The sequence below is a fragment of the Zestomonas ipomoeae genome (genome assembly GCF_057128665.1).
Window position 1 is genome coordinate 213,715 of the sequence record NZ_JBSKHQ010000003.1, and the last position, 16,235, is coordinate 229,949.

The 16,235-nt window shown below is 66.2% G+C and carries 16 protein-coding genes; 13 read left to right on the forward strand and 3 right to left on the reverse strand.

Going from position 1 to position 16,235, the window contains the following annotated elements; all coding sequences use genetic code 11:
• Positions 1-53: 53 nt before the first annotated feature.
• Entirely contained in the window at positions 54-1,085 is a 1,032-nt protein-coding gene (locus ACWKV7_RS06590; protein WP_483856856.1) for a lipase secretion chaperone, read from the forward strand.
• A gap of 7 nt (positions 1,086-1,092) precedes the next feature.
• Here the strand turns inward: ACWKV7_RS06590 and ACWKV7_RS06595 are convergent, their stop codons facing one another.
• Complete coding sequence (locus ACWKV7_RS06595; protein WP_483856857.1) at positions 1,093-1,797, reverse strand: aspartate/glutamate racemase family protein; 705 nt, start codon at positions 1,795-1,797, stop codon at positions 1,093-1,095.
• Between the two features lie 167 nt (positions 1,798-1,964).
• Here ACWKV7_RS06595 and ACWKV7_RS06600 point away from each other — a divergent pair, with 167 nt between their 5' ends.
• The 3 genes from ACWKV7_RS06600 to ACWKV7_RS06610 all read left to right on the forward strand — a co-directional run bounded on the left by ACWKV7_RS06600 (position 1,965) and on the right by ACWKV7_RS06610 (position 5,979).
• Positions 1,965-3,818, forward strand: coding sequence for an SLC13 family permease (locus ACWKV7_RS06600; RefSeq protein WP_483856950.1), 1,854 nt, complete (start codon positions 1,965-1,967; stop codon positions 3,816-3,818).
• A gap of 69 nt (positions 3,819-3,887) precedes the next feature.
• Positions 3,888-4,592, forward strand: coding sequence for a hypothetical protein (locus tag ACWKV7_RS06605; RefSeq protein ID WP_483856858.1), 705 nt, complete (start codon positions 3,888-3,890; stop codon positions 4,590-4,592).
• Positions 4,593-4,701: 109 nt separating this feature from the next.
• Positions 4,702-5,979 carry a bifunctional O-acetylhomoserine aminocarboxypropyltransferase/cysteine synthase gene (locus ACWKV7_RS06610; protein WP_483856859.1) on the forward strand — a complete coding sequence of 426 codons (1,278 nt, stop codon included), beginning with the start codon at positions 4,702-4,704 and terminating at the stop codon, positions 5,977-5,979.
• Between the two features lie 37 nt (positions 5,980-6,016).
• Here the strand turns inward: ACWKV7_RS06610 and ACWKV7_RS06615 are convergent, their stop codons facing one another.
• Positions 6,017-6,886, reverse strand: coding sequence for a type 2 periplasmic-binding domain-containing protein (locus ACWKV7_RS06615; protein ID WP_483856860.1), 870 nt, complete (start codon positions 6,884-6,886; stop codon positions 6,017-6,019).
• Positions 6,887-7,018: 132 nt separating this feature from the next.
• Between ACWKV7_RS06615 and trxC the strand changes: the two genes are divergently transcribed.
• The 3 genes from trxC to ACWKV7_RS06630 all read left to right on the forward strand — a co-directional run bounded on the left by trxC (position 7,019) and on the right by ACWKV7_RS06630 (position 8,880).
• Complete coding sequence (gene trxC, locus ACWKV7_RS06620; RefSeq protein WP_483856861.1) at positions 7,019-7,453, forward strand: thioredoxin TrxC; 435 nt, start codon at positions 7,019-7,021, stop codon at positions 7,451-7,453.
• A gap of 91 nt (positions 7,454-7,544) precedes the next feature.
• Positions 7,545-7,988: a YiiD C-terminal domain-containing protein gene (locus tag ACWKV7_RS06625; protein ID WP_483856862.1), complete on the forward strand. Its 444-nt coding sequence runs from the start codon at positions 7,545-7,547 to the stop codon at positions 7,986-7,988.
• A 97-nt stretch (positions 7,989-8,085) separates the two neighbouring features.
• The gene (locus tag ACWKV7_RS06630; protein ID WP_483856863.1) at positions 8,086-8,880 is read left to right on the forward strand and encodes a universal stress protein; all 795 of its coding nucleotides are present in this window, start codon (positions 8,086-8,088) and stop codon (positions 8,878-8,880) included.
• 1,923 nt (positions 8,881-10,803) lie between these two features.
• Here ACWKV7_RS06630 and ACWKV7_RS06635 read toward each other — a convergent pair.
• The gene (locus ACWKV7_RS06635) at positions 10,804-11,586 is read right to left on the reverse strand and encodes a ParA family protein (RefSeq protein WP_483856864.1); all 783 of its coding nucleotides are present in this window, start codon (positions 11,584-11,586) and stop codon (positions 10,804-10,806) included.
• Positions 11,587-11,878: 292 nt separating this feature from the next.
• Between ACWKV7_RS06635 and ACWKV7_RS06640 the strand changes: the two genes are divergently transcribed.
• The 6 genes from ACWKV7_RS06640 to ACWKV7_RS06665 are packed head-to-tail and all read left to right on the forward strand — an operon-like array spanning position 11,879 to position 16,109.
• Complete coding sequence (locus ACWKV7_RS06640) at positions 11,879-12,598, forward strand: beta-ketoacyl synthase chain length factor (protein WP_483856865.1); 720 nt, start codon at positions 11,879-11,881, stop codon at positions 12,596-12,598.
• Positions 12,574-13,383, forward strand: a complete 810-nt coding sequence (locus ACWKV7_RS06645; RefSeq protein ID WP_483856866.1) for a lysophospholipid acyltransferase family protein — start codon at positions 12,574-12,576, stop codon at positions 13,381-13,383. Before ACWKV7_RS06640 ends, ACWKV7_RS06645 begins: the two co-directional genes overlap by 25 nt.
• Positions 13,364-13,624 (forward strand): phosphopantetheine-binding protein, encoded by a 261-nt coding sequence (locus tag ACWKV7_RS06650; protein WP_483856867.1) that lies wholly within the window; start codon positions 13,364-13,366, stop codon positions 13,622-13,624. Before ACWKV7_RS06645 ends, ACWKV7_RS06650 begins: the two co-directional genes overlap by 20 nt.
• Positions 13,625-13,636: 12 nt before the next feature.
• A complete protein-coding gene (locus ACWKV7_RS06655) occupies positions 13,637-13,888 on the forward strand; it encodes an acyl carrier protein (RefSeq protein ID WP_483856868.1) in 252 nt (83 codons plus the stop codon).
• Positions 13,885-14,430 carry a COG4648 family protein gene (locus ACWKV7_RS06660; RefSeq protein ID WP_483856869.1) on the forward strand — a complete coding sequence of 182 codons (546 nt, stop codon included), beginning with the start codon at positions 13,885-13,887 and terminating at the stop codon, positions 14,428-14,430. Before ACWKV7_RS06655 ends, ACWKV7_RS06660 begins: the two co-directional genes overlap by 4 nt.
• Complete coding sequence (locus ACWKV7_RS06665; protein WP_483856870.1) at positions 14,427-16,109, forward strand: ApeI family dehydratase; 1,683 nt, start codon at positions 14,427-14,429, stop codon at positions 16,107-16,109. The genes ACWKV7_RS06660 and ACWKV7_RS06665 overlap by 4 nt, the downstream gene beginning before the upstream one ends.
• The last annotated feature ends 126 nt before the right edge of the window (positions 16,110-16,235 follow it).

Genomic DNA, 16,235 nt, shown 5'->3' on the forward strand with positions numbered 1-16,235 from the left:
ACCGATGCAGGCGACCCGCACCGGGTCGCCTGCCCGTTGCAGGAAAACCCGCCATGCCCTCCAGTCGATCCCTGCTGTTCGTCGCCCTGGCCTGCGCGGCCGCGGGCGTGCTGACCACCGTCCTGCTGCTGCCCGAGCCTCGCGACATCGCCGCGCCGGCAGCCGAGGTGCCGGGTATCGAGCTGGACGCCACGGTCGCCAGCCAGACCAACCATGCCTTCCAGCAACAGCCCCTGGCCGACCTGCCGACCCTGCCGCCCCTGCCCCGCTCGCTGCGCGACACCTCCCATGACGTGCGCCTGCACACCGACGCCAACGGCAACCTGCTGATCCGCGGCGATATCCTGCACCTGTTCGAGTTTTACCTGTCGGCGTTGCTGGAAGAGCCGTTGGACACGGTGCTGGCGCGCATCAGCCTCGACCTCGCCGGCCAACTGCACGGCCCGGCACTGGATCAGGCCCGCGACCTGCTGCGGCGCTATATCGACTACAAGATCGCGCTGATCGACCTCGACCGCCTGCCGGTGACGGCCGGCCCGGACAGCTATTCGCTGGATGCACTCGCGGAGCGCCAGCGGCGACTGCAAGCCGTGCGACGCCAGTACTTTTCCGCGGAGGAAGGCGGCGCCTTCTTCAAGGCCGAGGAGGAACAGGACGCCTACATGCTGCGGCAACTGGCGCTTGCCCAGGACGAGCAGCTCTCCACCGCCGAACGCCAGGCCCGCCTCGACCAGTTGGAACAGAGCCTGCCCGCCCCGCTGCGCGAGGCGCGCGAGCAGGCAACCCGCCACAGCCGCCTGTACGAAGCCACCGAGGCAATGAAGCAGAACGGTGCCAGTGCCGAGGCGCTGTTCAAGGTGCGCGCCGAAACCCTCGGCCAGGAGGCCGCCGTCGCCCTGGCCGAGCTGGATCGCCAGCACGCCGAGTTCGACCGACGCCTGGCCGACTATCAGAAGGAGCGCGCCGCCATCGCGGCATCGGGCCTGAGCGAGCCGGACCGCCAGAGCGCCATTCGGCGCCTGATCGCCGAACGCTTCGAAGGTGCCGAGCAGCGCCAAGTGCAGGCAATGGAGCTGTACCAGTAGCCCAGGCTCATTCGCTTCGCGCCCACAACATCCAGTCCAGCCCCATTGCCACGTGCAACTCGGTGCTGTCGAACAGCGGCAGCGCGGCTTCGTGTCCTTCGAGCAGCAGGCCGATTTCGGTGCAGCCGAGGATTGCGGCTTGCGCACCGTCCATGCCCAGGCGCTCGATCTCTTCCAGATAGAAGCGGCGCGATGCCTCGGTAAATTGACCGCGACACAGCTCCTCGAAGATCACCCGGTCGATTTCGGCCATGTTCGCCAGCTCCGGGGCCAGGACCTGGATGCCGAAGTGCTGGAGCAAGCGTTCCCGGTAGAACGTCTCCTGCATGGTGAAACGTGTGCCGAGCAGCGCGACGCAGGACAGCTTCCGCGCCTGCAGCGCCTGGCCGACGGCATCGCCGATGTGCAGCAACGGAATGTCCAGCGCCGCCTCGATGGCCGGGGCGACCTTGTGCATGGTGTTGGTGGCCAGCAGCAACGCACTCGCCCCAGCCTGCTGCAAGCCCAGGGCGGCGGCGGCCAGTTGCTCGCCAGCCGCCGTCCAGTCGCCGCTTTTCTGCAACGCGGCGATGCCGGCGAAGTCCACCGAATGCAGCAGCAGCGGCGCCGAATGCAGCCCTCCCAGGCGCTCGCGCACGCCCTGATTGAGCAGGCGGTAGTAGCTGGCGGTGGACTCCCAGCTCATACCGCCGAGGATGCCAAGTGTACGCATGACCGTTCTCCTGATGGTGTCCGGGCAAGCCTAGCCGCGCGCCGGAAAGGCGTGCCAGATACAGCTGGACGGCGACCGGCCGGCACAGCCAAACCCACACAAAAAGGCATATAAACCTTCTCAAACATTCTTAGACTATCTAAGCAAAGCCCACTATCTTGGCCACCTTGTACGGCCGCCGCAGGCGCGCCCGATACCTCATACGAGATTCGCCCGCCCTAAGGATGACCATGTTCGGGGACACGCTGTCGCTGCTCTTCGTCGCCGCCCTCCTGCTCTGGGTGCTTTACGCCTTCGTCCGCGAGAAGTGGAGCCCCGACCTGGTCGCCGCCATCGCCGTGGCAGCGCTGCTTGTCACCCAACTGCTCGAACCCAAGGAAGTGCTCGGCGTGCTGTCCAACTCGGCGCCGGTGACCATCGCCTGCATGTTCGTGCTCTCCGCCGCGCTGGAACGCACCGGCTGCATCGACGCCCTGGGCAACTGGCTGGGCAACCTGGTGGGCAGCAACCCGACCCGCGTGCTCGCCGGTTTGACCATCACGGCCCTGGTGGCTTCCGCCGCGCTGAACAATACCCCGGTGGTGGTCATCCTCACCCCGGTGGCCATCGCCCTGGCCCGCCGCGCCGGCACCCTGCCGTCGAAGCTGCTGATCCCGCTGTCCTACGCCACCATTCTCGGCGGCACCCTGACCCTGCTCGGTACCTCGACCAACATCCTGGTCGATGGCGTCGCGCGCAAGGCCGGTTTGCAGCCGTTCGGCATGTTCGAGATCACCGGCGCCGGGCTGTTCTTCGCCGCCGCCGGCATGGCCTATCTGCTGCTGTTCGGCCGCCATCTGCTGCCCGAGCGCGACACCCTGTCCCGGCAACTGCGCCCGGACCTCGACCGCACCTTCATGACCGAACTGCTGGTGCCCCACGACTCGCCGGTGATCGGCAAGACCCTGGCCGAAGCCAACCTCAACGGCGGCAGCGGCCTGCAGGTACTGAAGATCTTTCGCGAGCAGAACGAGCTGAGCGCGCCGACCCACGACACCGTGCTCGCCGCTGGCGACCAGCTGGTGCTGCACGGCCAGGTGAAGAACGTGGTCGAGCTGCGCGAGAGCGGCCACCTGATCTTCAACCGCAGCGATGCCTTCGAGACCATCTCCAGCCACGACGTGATCCTCGCCGAGGCCATCGTCGGCCGTAATTCGCGCTACAGCCACCGCCCCATGCGCGACCTCGACCTTACCGCGCGCTACGGCATCGCCGTGCTCGCCGTGCATCGCCAGGACGAGAATATCCAGGGTAACCTCGACGAATTCGAGCTGCAGTTCGGCGATGTGATGCTGGTGGAAGGCACCCCGGCGCAGATCAAGCGCTTCGCCGACAACGGCGAGCTGATCAGCCTCAACGCCGTGCAGGAACGCGCCTTCCGCCGCGACAAGGCACCCATCGCCATCGTCGCGACGCTAGCGGTGATGCTGCTGGCCGCCTTCGGCGTGATGCCCATCGAAGGCCTGGCGATCATCGGCGCGGTAGTCGTGCTGGCGACCCGCTGCCTGGACGTGGAAGACGCCTACAAGGCCGTGGACTGGAAAATCCTCAGCCTGATCTTCGGCATGCTGGCGATCAGCATCGCCATGGACAAGGTCGGCCTGGTCGGCCTGCTGGTGGAAAACCTGATGGGCGCGATGCCCTGGGCCGGGCCGCTGCTGATGCTGTCGCTGGTCTACCTGTTCACCTCGCTGCTCACCGAAATGCTGTCGAACAACGCCGTGGCAGTGCTGGTCACCCCCATCGCCATCGGCCTGGCCCAGCACCTGGGCCTGGACCCGCGGCCCTTCGTGGTGGCGGTGATGTTCGCCGCCAGCGCCAGCTTCGCCACGCCGATCGGCTACCAGACCAACACCTTCGTCTACAACGCCGGCGGCTATCGCTTCAGCGACTTCCTCAAGGTGGGCATCCCGCTCAATCTGCTGCTGTGGGCGGTGGCGACCGTGGTCATCCCGCTGTTCTGGCCGCTGCAGCCAGTCTGACTCGAGCAGGCACGCCGGAAACGCGGCGTGCCGGGCTTGCTGACCCACCTCCAAGGAAGAGGATCAACGATGAAATTGCCTATTGATGTCGCCGCGGGCTTTTCGGACGGGCAAGTGGCCGCGCTCCAGGAGATTGTCAGCCACGCCTACGTAGTCTGCGCCCGGCAGTTTGGCGTTTCCCCGCCTACGCATAAGAAACCAGACGTGAGGATCGAGCGAGGCTACGGCGGGACGGGTAATTTCCACGGCATAACCGCCTGCGTCGATACTGCCGACATGGACAAGTCGCAACGCCTCGTACATCACGAGTTGGTGCATTTCTTCCAGGCCAATCTGTTGGGCATAACGCATCCGTTTGCCTTGCCCACTTGGTTTTCCGAGGGCATGGCCGTGGCGCTCGCCGGGCAAAGCATTGTCTTCCGGAGCGAAGATGCAACGGAAGTGCTGCAGAGCTTTGCCGCCATAGAAGGTGCCGAACGCTATGTACTGATGGATCGTTATCGGTCATTCGATATGCAGCGTCCGCCCTTCGATAGCCTCTACAGCCTGTGGGGAACGCTCTTCATCCAGGCCATTGCCGATGATGATCATCTGCACCCCAGCTACCAGCAGGACGACGGTCCGTATTTGAGCGAAACGGAAACCGCTCGGGCCGCGGCGATCGTACGGGACATGCCGCGATTGGGATTCGCTCAAGCCATGATTGAGCACACCGGCAAGGCGCCCCTTGCCTTCACCGCATTGCGGGAAACACTTGCCCTGTTTTTAGGCTAGGTAGAGGCGCCATGCGGATGTTGCGCCGGCACGGCGCTGATCTGGGTCATTGACCACAGCCAGGCATTTCCCGATGCTGCGGGCTTTCCCTGCCTGAAGGAACGCGCGCATGAAACTGGAAACCCTGGCCATCCACGCCGGCTACAGCCCCGACCCGAGCACCAAGGCGGTGGCCGTGCCAATCTACCAGACCACCTCCTACGCCTTCGACGATACCCAGCACGGCGCCGACCTGTTCGACCTCAAGGTGCCGGGCAACATCTATACGCGCATCATGAACCCCACCAACGACGTGCTGGAGAAGCGCGTGGCGGCGCTTGAAGGCGGGGTCGGCGCACTGGCGGTGGCCTCCGGCATGGCGGCCATCACCTACGCCATCCAGACCATCGCCGAAGCCGGCGACAATATCGTCTCGGTGGCCAAGCTCTACGGCGGCACCTACAACCTGTTCGCCCACACCCTGCCGCGCCAGGGCATCCAGGTACGCTTCGCCGCGCACGACGACATCGCCGCCCTGGAGGCGCTGATCGACGAACGCACCAAGGCGGTGTTCTGCGAGTCAATCGGCAACCCGGCGGGCAACATCATCGATCTGCGAGCCCTGGCCGATGCCGCGCACCGCCATGGCGTGCCGCTGATCGTCGACAACACCGTGGCCACGCCGATGCTCTGCCGGCCGTTCGAGCACGGCGCCGACATCGTCGTGCACTCGCTGACCAAGTACATGGGCGGCCACGGCACCAGCATCGGCGGCATCGTCGTCGACTCCGGCAGGTTTCCCTGGGCCCAGCATCAGCAGCGCTTCGCCCTGCTCAATACGCCGGATGCCTCCTACCACGGGGTGACCTACACCGAGGCCTTCGGCCCGGCGGCCTTTATCGGTCGTTGCCGGGTGGTGCCGCTGCGCAACATGGGCGCGGCACTCTCGCCGTTCAACGCCTTTCTGATCCTGCAGGGGCTGGAAACCCTGGCCCTGCGCATGGAGCGTCATTGCGACAACGCACTTAAAGTGGCCGAGTACCTGCGTAGCCATCCCCAGGTGGCCTGGGTGAAGTACGCCGGCCTTGCCGACCATCCGGAACACGCCTTGGCGCAGCGCTACTGCGGCGGCAAGCCGGCATCGATCCTCTCCTTCGGCATCGTCGGCGGCCAGGAAGCCGGGGCGCGCTTCATCGACGCGCTCAAGCTGGTGGTGCGGCTGGTGAACATCGGCGACGCCAAGTCCCTGGCCTGCCACCCGGCATCCACCACCCACCGCCAGCTCAACGACGAGGAGCTGGCCAAGGCCGGCGTACCGCGGGACATGGTGCGCCTGTCCATCGGCATCGAGCACTGCGACGACATCCTCGCCGACCTCGCCCAGGCGCTGGACGCCGCCAAGGGCTAGGCTCCGGCCCGGAGGCGGGGCTGCCCGCCTCCGGCCGCTACAGCTGCAGCCAGTACTTGTCCGGGATCGCGTTGGTTTCCGGGCTCAGCGACTGGTTCTGTTCGATGCGGTAGACCGTGCGGCCTTCGAGCTTCTGGAGCGAATCCTTGACCAACGGGTGCTCGTTGAAGAACACCAGGAATTCGTCGTAGTGCTCTTCGAACGCCTTATTCAGCAGAGCGTTCAGGTCCTGTCGCTTGGGGGAAACGAAGAACAGCATGGGCAGCTTGTAGACCACCAGCAGCTTGTCATCCACCAGCAGGTTCTTGTCGCTGCACACGGCGTCTTCGCCCAGGTTGCAGCGCGCCGCCAGCTCGCCATAGGGCTCGATGACCGAGCGCGGGAACAGGTCGGCGCGGCCGCCATCGACCATTTTGAACAGATTGTCGAAGGTGGAGTTGGTCTGCATCCTGGTGAAGCCGCCGGCTTGCAGGATCGCTATGTCGCCCCAGCCCTGCCCCTGCACCACGCTGAAGGTTTTCAGCTGCTCGAAGGGCATGTCCTTGCTCAACTTGGCGGCGGTTTCCTTGTTGGTGATGAACACTCGATGGCCGAGCAGCCCGCGCAGGATCGGGTAGCGGACCGGCGCTACCCGCGCCTCGGTATCCTGGGTAGCGCCGAGCCAGTCGATGTCGAAGGCACCTTCCTGCAGCAGCATTTCCTTGCGCGTCTGGGCGCCGGAGGGCTGGTAGGCGACATAGGTGGCGTCGGTACCGGTCCTGGCGATCATGAACTTCAGCAACTCCAGCGCGTACTGGTCGAGGGCCGAGCCCTCGCGCAGGGCGACGTGCTTGATCTCGATGATCTGGGCTGCGGCGCAAGTAGCGAAGAGAGTGAGCAGAAAGGCAGTGAGCAGGGAACGGAACATGCGGCACCTCGGCAGGCTTCTTCTTATGGGTTCTTCAGAATGTAGCAGCTCACCCCCTCGCCGACCGGGCCGCTGCCCTTGTTTTGCCGGTGCCCAGCCCCCAGTTTCGACCCCATGAGCGGAGACCCTCCCATGACCGATAGCCTGCTGATCCCCTGCGCCCACTGCGGCGCACTCAACCGCGTGCCGCAACCGCGCCTGCAGGAATCGCCACGTTGTGGCCGCTGCAAGCAGGACGTACTGACGGCACACCCCTTCGTCCTCGACCAGGCAGGTTTCGCCGCGCAGGTGAAGGGCGACCTGCCGCTGCTGCTGGATGTCTGGGCCAGTTGGTGCGGCCCCTGCCGCAGCTTCGCGCCGATCTTCGAGCAGGCCGCCGGGCAATTGCTCGGGCGCTGCCGGCTGGCCAAGCTCGACAGCGAGGCCAATCCGCAACTGGCCGGACAGCTCGGCATTCGCTCGATCCCAAGCCTGATCCTGTTCAAGGGCAGCCGCGAGGTCGCCCGCCAGAGCGGCGCCCTGCCGCTGCCTCAGTTGCTCGCCTGGTTGCGCGGCCAGGGCATCTGACCGAATCGGTCAGCGCAGACTGAGCGCCACGGTCATTGCCGGCGGGCGGGCGCTGGCTAGGCTGGTCGCTATCCGCCATCAGGATGTCGCCATGCCGCTGCCCGCAGAGATCGCCCGCCAGCTCGTCGAACAGAAAATCCCCTTCGTCGCCCGTGCCGGCCTGGTGGCCGAATTGCTCGAACCCGGCCACGTGCGCCTGCGCATGCCGCTGGCCGGCAACCAGAACCATATCGGCAGCATGTACGCCGGCGCCCTCTTCACCCTGGCGGAAATCCCCGGCGGCGCGCTGTTCCTCACCAGCTTCGACGCCCAACGCTTCTACCCGGTGGTCAAGGACCTGCAACTGCGCTTCCTGCGCCCGGCCACCGGCGATATCCGGGTCGAAGCGACACTCGATGCACAGCAGATTGAACGACTGCAGAGCGAGGCCACTCTGAAGGGCAAGGCCGAGTTCGCGCTGCACCTGCAACTGGTCGACGATAGCGGCCAGGCGGTTGCCGAAAGCCATGGCCTCTACCAATTGCGGGCGCACTGATATTTGACCTTGCCACAACGCTAAACGAGGAGTATTCCAGTCAGTCAGACCGGATTGTCAGACACGGAACGGCATCACGCCTGGAGGGCCGACCCCCATGATGAAACACATTCTGATCGCCCACGATTTGCGCGACACGGCGGACCTCGCCCTACGCCGTGCCGCTCAGTTGGCACGCCAGCACAACTCCCAGCTGACCATGCTGTACGTCAGCCCGCCACACCAGACCGCCGCCGAGCTGGACGCCGCCCGGCAATCCCTGGATGCGAGCCTCACCCGCTTCGCCCCCACCGGGACCGAACTGCGCTTGTGCAATGGCCGACCGGCGGACGTGATCCTGGCGCAAGTCGATGAGTTGCAGGCCGACCTGCTGGTGCTCGGCTCGCACCATCAACGCCACGACCTGTTCTCCGGCACCACGCTCGACCGCATCGCCCAGCGTTGCCCGATTCCCCTGCTGCTCGCCGCCCGCGACAGTGCCGCGCCCTACGAGAAAGCGCTGGCCGCCCTGGACTTCTCGCTCTGCGCCTGCCACGCCTTCAATCACGCCTACCTGATGTTGCCACCGACAGCCGAACTGCATGCGCTGCACGTCTTCGATGCCGGCAAAGGGTCGCCGCGGCATCTGCAGGCGGAACTGGGTACCCAGCGGGCGCTGATCGCCCAACTGCTCAAGGACGAAACCCAGGGGCTGCCGCCCGGCCCGACCCTCAGCCACGAGGTGGAACCCGGCAGCATGCCGCGCACCCTGCAGGACGCCATTCGCAACCGCGATGCGGAACTGCTGGTACTCGGCAGCCACGGCCGCGGCTCGCTGGCCAACGCACTGCTCGGTGACCTGGTGCAGCACTTCCTGCACAAGGCCCCGTGCGATGTGATGGTGGTGCACTGAGCCCGGTAAATGCACCCCAGAAAAGGACGCCATCGGCGTCCTTTGTTCTTTGGTGTACGGGAAGGGACGTGACGGGACTCCGCCGCTGGAGCACCCTCCGCCGTGCATAGGCCAGTCTCTTGCGCTGCCTGGCCTGGATACCGACCTGCGTCGGTATGACGGGGCTTGGTGGAGCGTGCCGATCAAAATCACCGAGCGGCCTGGCTCCCCATAGCCAGCCAAGCAGGGGATTCCCGATACCGACAAACTTATTTGTCCGTCACCCCGGCGAAGGCCGGGGTCCAGGGGCAGGCGGGTAGGTGCTTGCCCTTCGCGGCGCCTTCCGCCGTGCATAGGCCAGTCTCTTGCGCTGCCTGGCCTGGATACCGACCTGCGTCGGTATGACGAGGCTGGTGGAGAGTGCCAGTCACTACCACCGAGCGGCCTGCCCCCCGGTAGCCAGCGAGGCAGCGGGGATTCCCGATACCGACAAACTTGTTTGCCCGCCACCCCGGCGAAGGCCGGGGCCCAGGGGCACGAGGGTAGGTGCTTGCCCTTCGCGGCACCCTCCGCCGTGCATAGGCCAGTCTCTTGCACTGCCTGACTGGATACCGACCTGCGTCGGTATGACGGGGCTGGTGGAGCGTGCCGATCAAAATCACCGAGCGGCCTGGCTTCCCATAGCCAGCCAAGCAGGGGATTCCCGATACCGACAAACTTGTTTGCCCGTCACCCCGGCGAAGGCCGGGGCCCAGGGGCACGAGGGTAGGTGCTTGCCCTTCGCGGCGCCTTCCGCCGTGCATAGGCCAGTCTCTTGCGCTGCCTGGCCTGGATACCGACCTGCGTCGGTATGACGGGGCTGGTGGAGGGTGCCGATCAAAATCACCGAGCGGCCTGGCTTCCCATAGCCAGCCAAGCAGGGGACTCCCGATACCGACAAACTTATTTGCCCGTCACCCCGGCGAAGGCCGGGGCCCAGGGGCACGAGGGTAGGTGCTTGCCCTTAGCGGCGCCTTCAGCCATGCATAAGCCAGTCTCCTGCGCTGCCTGGCCTGGATACCGACCTGCGTCGGCATGACGGGCTTGGTGGAGCGTGCCGATCAAAATCACCGAGCGGCCTGGCTTCCCATAGCCAGCCAGGCAGCGGGGACTCCCGATATCGAAATAACTTATTTGCCCGTCGCCCCGGCGAAGGCCGGGGCCCAGGGGCAGGCGGGTAGGTGCTTGCCCTTAGCGGCGCCTTCCGCCGTGCATCAGCCAGTCTCTTGCGCTGCCTGGCCTGGATACCGACCTGCGTCGGTATGACGGGTCTGGAAGGATGTGCCGATCAAAATCACCGAGCGGCCTGGCTTCCCATAGCCAGCCAAGCAGGGGACTCCCGATACCGACAAACTTATTTGCCCGTCGCCCCGGCGAAGGCCGGGGCCCAGGGGCAGGCGGCTAGGGTCTTCTCTCTTCGGAGCACCCTCCGCCGTGCATCAGCCAGCCTCCTGCGCTGCCTGGCCTGGATACCGACCTGCGTCGGCATGACGGGCTTGGTGGAGCGTACCGATCAAAATCACCGAGCGGCCTGGCTCCTCATAGCCAGCCAGGCAGCGGGGACTCCCGATATCGAAATAACTTATTTGCCCGCCGCCCCGGCGAAGGCCGGGGCCCAGGGGCAGGCGGGTAGGTGCTTGCCCTTAGCGGCGCCTTCCGCCGTGCATCAGCCAGTCTCTTGCGCTGCCTGGCCTGGATACCGACCTGCGTCGGTATGACGGGGCTAGTGGAGGGTGCCGATCAAAATCACCGAGCGGCCTGCCTCCCGGTAGCCAGCCAAGCCGTGGGGATACCCGATATCGACAAACTTATTTGTCCGTCACCCCGGCGAAGGCCGGGGCCCAGGGGCAGGCTCGCAGGTCCTCATCCTTGGTCCGCAAACGCCTCGCTGGAATGAGCGGAGAGCTACCCCTCCTGCGCAGTCCCCTCCAGCAACCCGTGCAGTTCGACGAACTGCTGGGTCAGCTTGTGCCGGGGCTCGAAGAAGATCAGTGGCGTGCAGGCCTGGTGGGACTCGCGCATCTTCACCGAACTCATCAGGTAGACCGGCAGCACCGGCATGTCCTCGGCCACCAGCTCGTCCAGCAGTTGCTGCGGCAGCGAAGCGCGAGGTTGGAACTGGTTGACGACGATGCCCTCGACCTCGAGCCCCTCGTTGTGGTCCTCCTTCAGCTCTTCGATCTCGGCGAGCAGCCCGTACAGCGCCTGGCGGGAAAAACTGTCGCAATCGAAGGGAATCAGGCAGCGATCGGCGGCAATCAACGCGGAGACCGTATAGAAGTTCAGCGCAGGCGGCGTATCCAGATAGATGCGGTCATAGTCTTCCGCCAGTTCGTCGAGCAATTTGCGCAGCTTGTTGATCTTGTGCTTGGCCTCCAGCTTCGGCTGCAGGTCGGCCAGTTCGGCGGTGGCGGTCACCACGTGCAGGTTGTCGAACGGCGTCTCATAGATGTCCACCTTGCCCTTCCTCGCCAGCAGTCCGGACGACAGGCTGTGCTTGAAGAACTCGGCGATGCCTTCGGGAATGTCCGAGCCGGTGAGCCCGGTGAGGTAATGGGTGGAATTGGCCTGGGCGTCGAGGTCGATCAACAATGTGCGATAGCCCTCCGCCGCACTCACCGCCGCCAGGTTGCAGGCAATGCTCGACTTGCCTACGCCTCCCTTCTGATTGAATACCACGCGCCGCATGCCACACCTCCCTGAGAGTGAAGCCAAGGATTCTATGCAATGAACGGGACAAGGGCGAGGCTCTCGGTCAGCTCGTGACCGAACGTCGCCCCAGTGGAACTATCCAGGCAACCTTCCGTCACGCCAGGTGCACTGAAACCTCCGGTCCGGATAAGCTAGTGGGAGTTTGCCTGCGACCCGCGCGGCCTGGATAATGCCATCACTTTGCTATGGCACCATCGACAAGGTCTTGTCGTTCAGGACGCCTCCGTCGACGTTGTGATGCCCAGAAAGGGCCGGAAGAGCTCTACGCGTGATTCATTTCAATATCGATCAATGGCGAGCCTGGGCGCCAGGGCTGGCGAGTGCGCAGGACTGGCTGCAATGGAGCCTGTCGCCCTGGCAGCCGCCGGCGGATGATTCGCAACCCGACGTGAGCTTTCTCCCGGCCATGCAGCGCCGCCGCCTGAGCCGCCTGGCGCGCATGGTCTTCGATGTCGCCTGGCCGCTGGCCGAGCAGCAGGCGCCGATGCCCCTGGTGTTCGCCTCCCGGCACGGCGAAACGCCGCGCACCTTCGCCATTCTCAGCGACTTGGCCAAGGGCGAGCCGCTGTCACCAACCCAGTTCAGCCTCTCGGTGCACAACGCCATCATCGGCCTGTGGTCGATCCAGCGCGGCGACACCAGCGAGATGACCGCTCTCGCCGCCGAAGGCGACGGTTTCGAGCATGCAGCCCTGGAAGCCGCCGCCCTGCTGGCCGAAGGCGCCCCGGCGGTACTGCTGGTGATCGCCGAAGAGCAGCCGCCGGCCGCCTATGCCGAGTGGGTCGACGATGTGCCCTTTCCCTACGCCCTGGGCCTGCTGCTCAAGCCCGGCACGGACTGGCAGTTGAGCCTGGCCAGCAGTGCCGAGCCCGCCGAGCCGGCGCCCTGGCCCCATGCCCTCGGCTTTCTACAAGCCCTGTTGAACCAAGACAGCCACTGCCGGCACCCCTGGAAGAGACGTATATGGACCTGGCAACGCAACCACTGAACCGCCCCGGCAGCGCCCCCTATGCCTGGCGGCTGATCGCCACCGCACTCAGCTTCAGCATCTTCGGCCTCGGCGGGCTATTCCTGCGCCTGGTGGTATTCCCGCTGCAAAGCCTGCTGCCCGGCGATGCCCTGGTCCGCCGCCTGCGCGCCCGCGCCACGGTCAGTTGGACGTTCTGGTGCTTCGTTCAGTTCATGTACCGCAGCGGCGTGCTGACCTACGAGATCGAAGGCGCCGAGCGCCTCGGCAAACCCGGCCAATTGATCATTGCCAACCATCCGTCGCTGATCGACGTGGTGGTGCTGATCGCCCAGATCCGCGATGCCAACTGCGTAGTCAAGCAGAGCCTGTGGCACAACCCGTTCATGCGCGGCCCCATTCGCGCCGCCGGCTACATCAGCAACAGCGGCAGCATGGACATGCTCGACGAAGCCGCCGGCGCGCTGCGCGACGGCCAGACCCTGATCGTCTTTCCCGAGGGCACCCGCACCACGCCAGGCAAAGCCCCGGAATTCCATCGCGGCGCCGCGGCCATCGCCCTGCGCGGCGCGCAGGTGGTGACGCCGGTGGTGATCAGCGTCACACCCACCACGCTGACCAAGGCCGAACCCTGGTATCGCATTCCCTCGCGGCGCTTCCATTTCCGTCTGCGGGTCGGCGACGATATCGACCCCCAGGCTTTCGCGGCCCAGGGCTCGGCGCCCATCGCCTCGCGCAAACTCAACGATTATCTGCACCAGCACTTCATAAAGGAGCTCGCCGAAGATGAGCGATCTGCAGCTTGAGATCAAAAACCTGATCATCGATGCCCTCGGCCTGGAGGACATCTCGCCCGAGGAAATCGGCGCCGAACTGACCCTGTTCGGCGACGGCCTGGGTCTCGACTCGGTGGACGCCCTGGAATTGGGCCTGGCGATCCAGAAGCGCTTCGGCATCAAGATCGACGCCGACGCCAAGGACACCCGCAAGCACTTCGCCAACGTCGCCAGCCTGGCGGCGTTCGTCACCGCCCAGCAAGCTGCCTGAGGAGTCGCGAGCATGCAAACCCGTGAAGAAATCTTCGCCACTCTGCGCGACGCCCTGGTCGAGCTGTTCGAACTCGACGCCGACAGCATCGGCCTGGACAGCAACCTGTACGAAGACCTTGAGATCGACAGCATCGACGCCGTCGACCTGATCGACCACATCAAGCGGCAGACCGGCAAGAAGATCGCCGCCGAAGACTTCAAGTCCGTGCGTACCGTCAGCGATGTAGTCGAGGCCGTGCACCGGATGGTCGCCGCCGCATGAGTCGACTGGTCGGCCTGATACTGGTGCTGGCCGGCCTGGCCTACCCGTTCGCCGTGTACTTCGGCATCGAGCATCTGCCGCCGCGGGTCTTCGCCCTGCTGCTAGGCGGGCTCTGGCTGGCCCGCGCGCTCACCGCGCGCCAACGCCCCGGCAGCCGCTGGATGGCGGGCGCCGCACTAGCCTTCTGCCTGTTGCTGTGGCTGGCCGACACACCCGCCCTGCTGCGCTGGTATCCGGTGCTGCTCAGCCTGCTGCTGCTCGGCCTGTTCGGCCTCAGCCTGAAGTACGGCCCGCCGCTGGTGGAGCGCCTGGCGCGCCTGCGCGAGCCGCTGCTGCCGGAGCACGCGGTACGCTATACCCGCCAGGTCACCCAGGTGTGGGCGCTGTTCTTCCTCGCCAACGGGCTGATCGCCGCCGCCCTCACCCTGTGGGCACCGCTGGCCTGGTGGACGCTGTACACCGGATTGATTTCCTACGGCCTGATGGGGCTGTTGTTCGCCGGCGAATGGTTGATTCGCCAACGGGTAAGGGCCCAAGGATGAGCTGGATTTGTCTCGACCGGCTGCTGCTCGACGCAGCCGACACCCGCGCGGTGACACCCGAGCTGGGTTTCGCCGACTTGCGCAACCAGGCCCTCGGCCTGGCCGCCGGTCTGCAGCAGCGCGGCGTGCGCTGCCTGGCGGTACACCTGGAGGATGCGGCCGAACTGGCCGTCGCCCTGCTCGGCGCCTGGCGCGCCGGGGTCGAAGTGATCCTGCCGGCCGATTTGCAACCCCACAGCCGCCAGCGCCTGGCCGAGCGGGTCGACCTGTGGCTGAGCGATCAGCCGGCTGACCTGCGCCCCGCCAACCTGACCGCCCCGCCACTGCCCGCCGCGCCCCTGGACCTGGAGCGCTGCCGGCTGACCCTCAGCACCTCCGGCTCCAGCGGCGAGCCCAAGCTGATCGACAAGCACCTGGGCCAACTGGCCAACGAAGTCGAAGCCCTCGAACAGCTGTGGGGCAGCGACCTGCACGGTGCCACCGTGGTCGGCAGCGTCGCTGCCCAGCACATCTATGGCCTGCTGTTCCGCGTGCTCTGGCCGTTGTGTGCCGGCCGGCCCTTCCTGCGGCGCGCCCAGCCGTTCCCCGAAGACCTGCAGCGCGCCAGCCTGGAGCTTCCGGCTGCCGGCGATTTCGCCTGGGTCGCCAGCCCGGCGCTGCTCAAGCGCATGGGCGAAAACCTGGATTGGCCGGCGCTGCGCCGGGTCAGGCGCGTGTTCTCCTCCGGCGGCGCGCTGCCCTTCGAGGCAGCGCAAAACCTGGAAGAGCAACTGGGCCAGTGGCCGACGGAAATCTTCGGCAGCTCGGAAACCGGCGGCATCGCCTGGCGCCAGGGCGACCAGCCCTGGCAGGCGCTGCCCGGCGTCGAGCTCGACGCGGACGCCGACAGCGCCCTGCGGGTGCGCTCGCCGTTCCTGCCGACGGGGCATGTGGAGCAGACCGCCGACGCCGTGCGCTTCACCGACGACGGCCGCTTCGAGCTGCTCGGTCGCCTCGACCGCATCGTCAAGCTGGAAGAGAAGCGCATCTCCCTGCCCATGCTGGAGCAGGCGCTGGCCGCCCATGAATGGGTCGCCGAAGCCCGCCTCGGCGTGATCCACGACAACCGCGCCTACCTCGGCGCCCTGGTCGCCCTGAACGACGCCGGGCTGCACGCCCTGCGCAATCGCGGCCGCAAGACCCTGACCAACGCCCTGCGCCAACACCTGGCCGGGCACTGCGAAGCGCTGGCCCTGCCACGCCGTTGGCGGCTGCTGCGGCAACTGCCGAGCAATGCCCAGGGCAAGCTGCCGCAGGCGCAGATCGACGCCCTGTTGCAGGCCGCCCGCACCCTGCAGCCGGAGCGCCTGAGCCAACGGCAGGACGACGACCAGTGGCTGCTGGAACTGGAAGTACCGCTGGACCTGGCGCACTTCACCGGCCACTTCCCACAGACCCCGGTGCTGCCCGGCGTGGTACAGATCGACTGGGCCCTGGCCATCGCCCGCGAACTGATGGCGTTGCCGCCGCGCTTCGCCGGCATGGAAGTGCTCAAGTTCCAGCAACTGGCGCGCCCCGGCGACCGCCTGCGACTGACCCTGCGTTTCGACGCCGAACGCAGCAAGCTGCACTTTGCCTACCACCACGGCGACAAGGCCTGCTCGTCCGGGCGGATAGTGTTGGGGGGTGCGGATGCTTGAGCCCGGCATTCCTTCTCCCGCCGGGAGAAGGTGGCGCGCAGCGCCGGATGAGGGAAACCGCGGGGCTCGAACGAGCAGCGAGTCCCCCTCTCCCCCGGCCACTCTCCCGACAGGAGAGGGGGGATT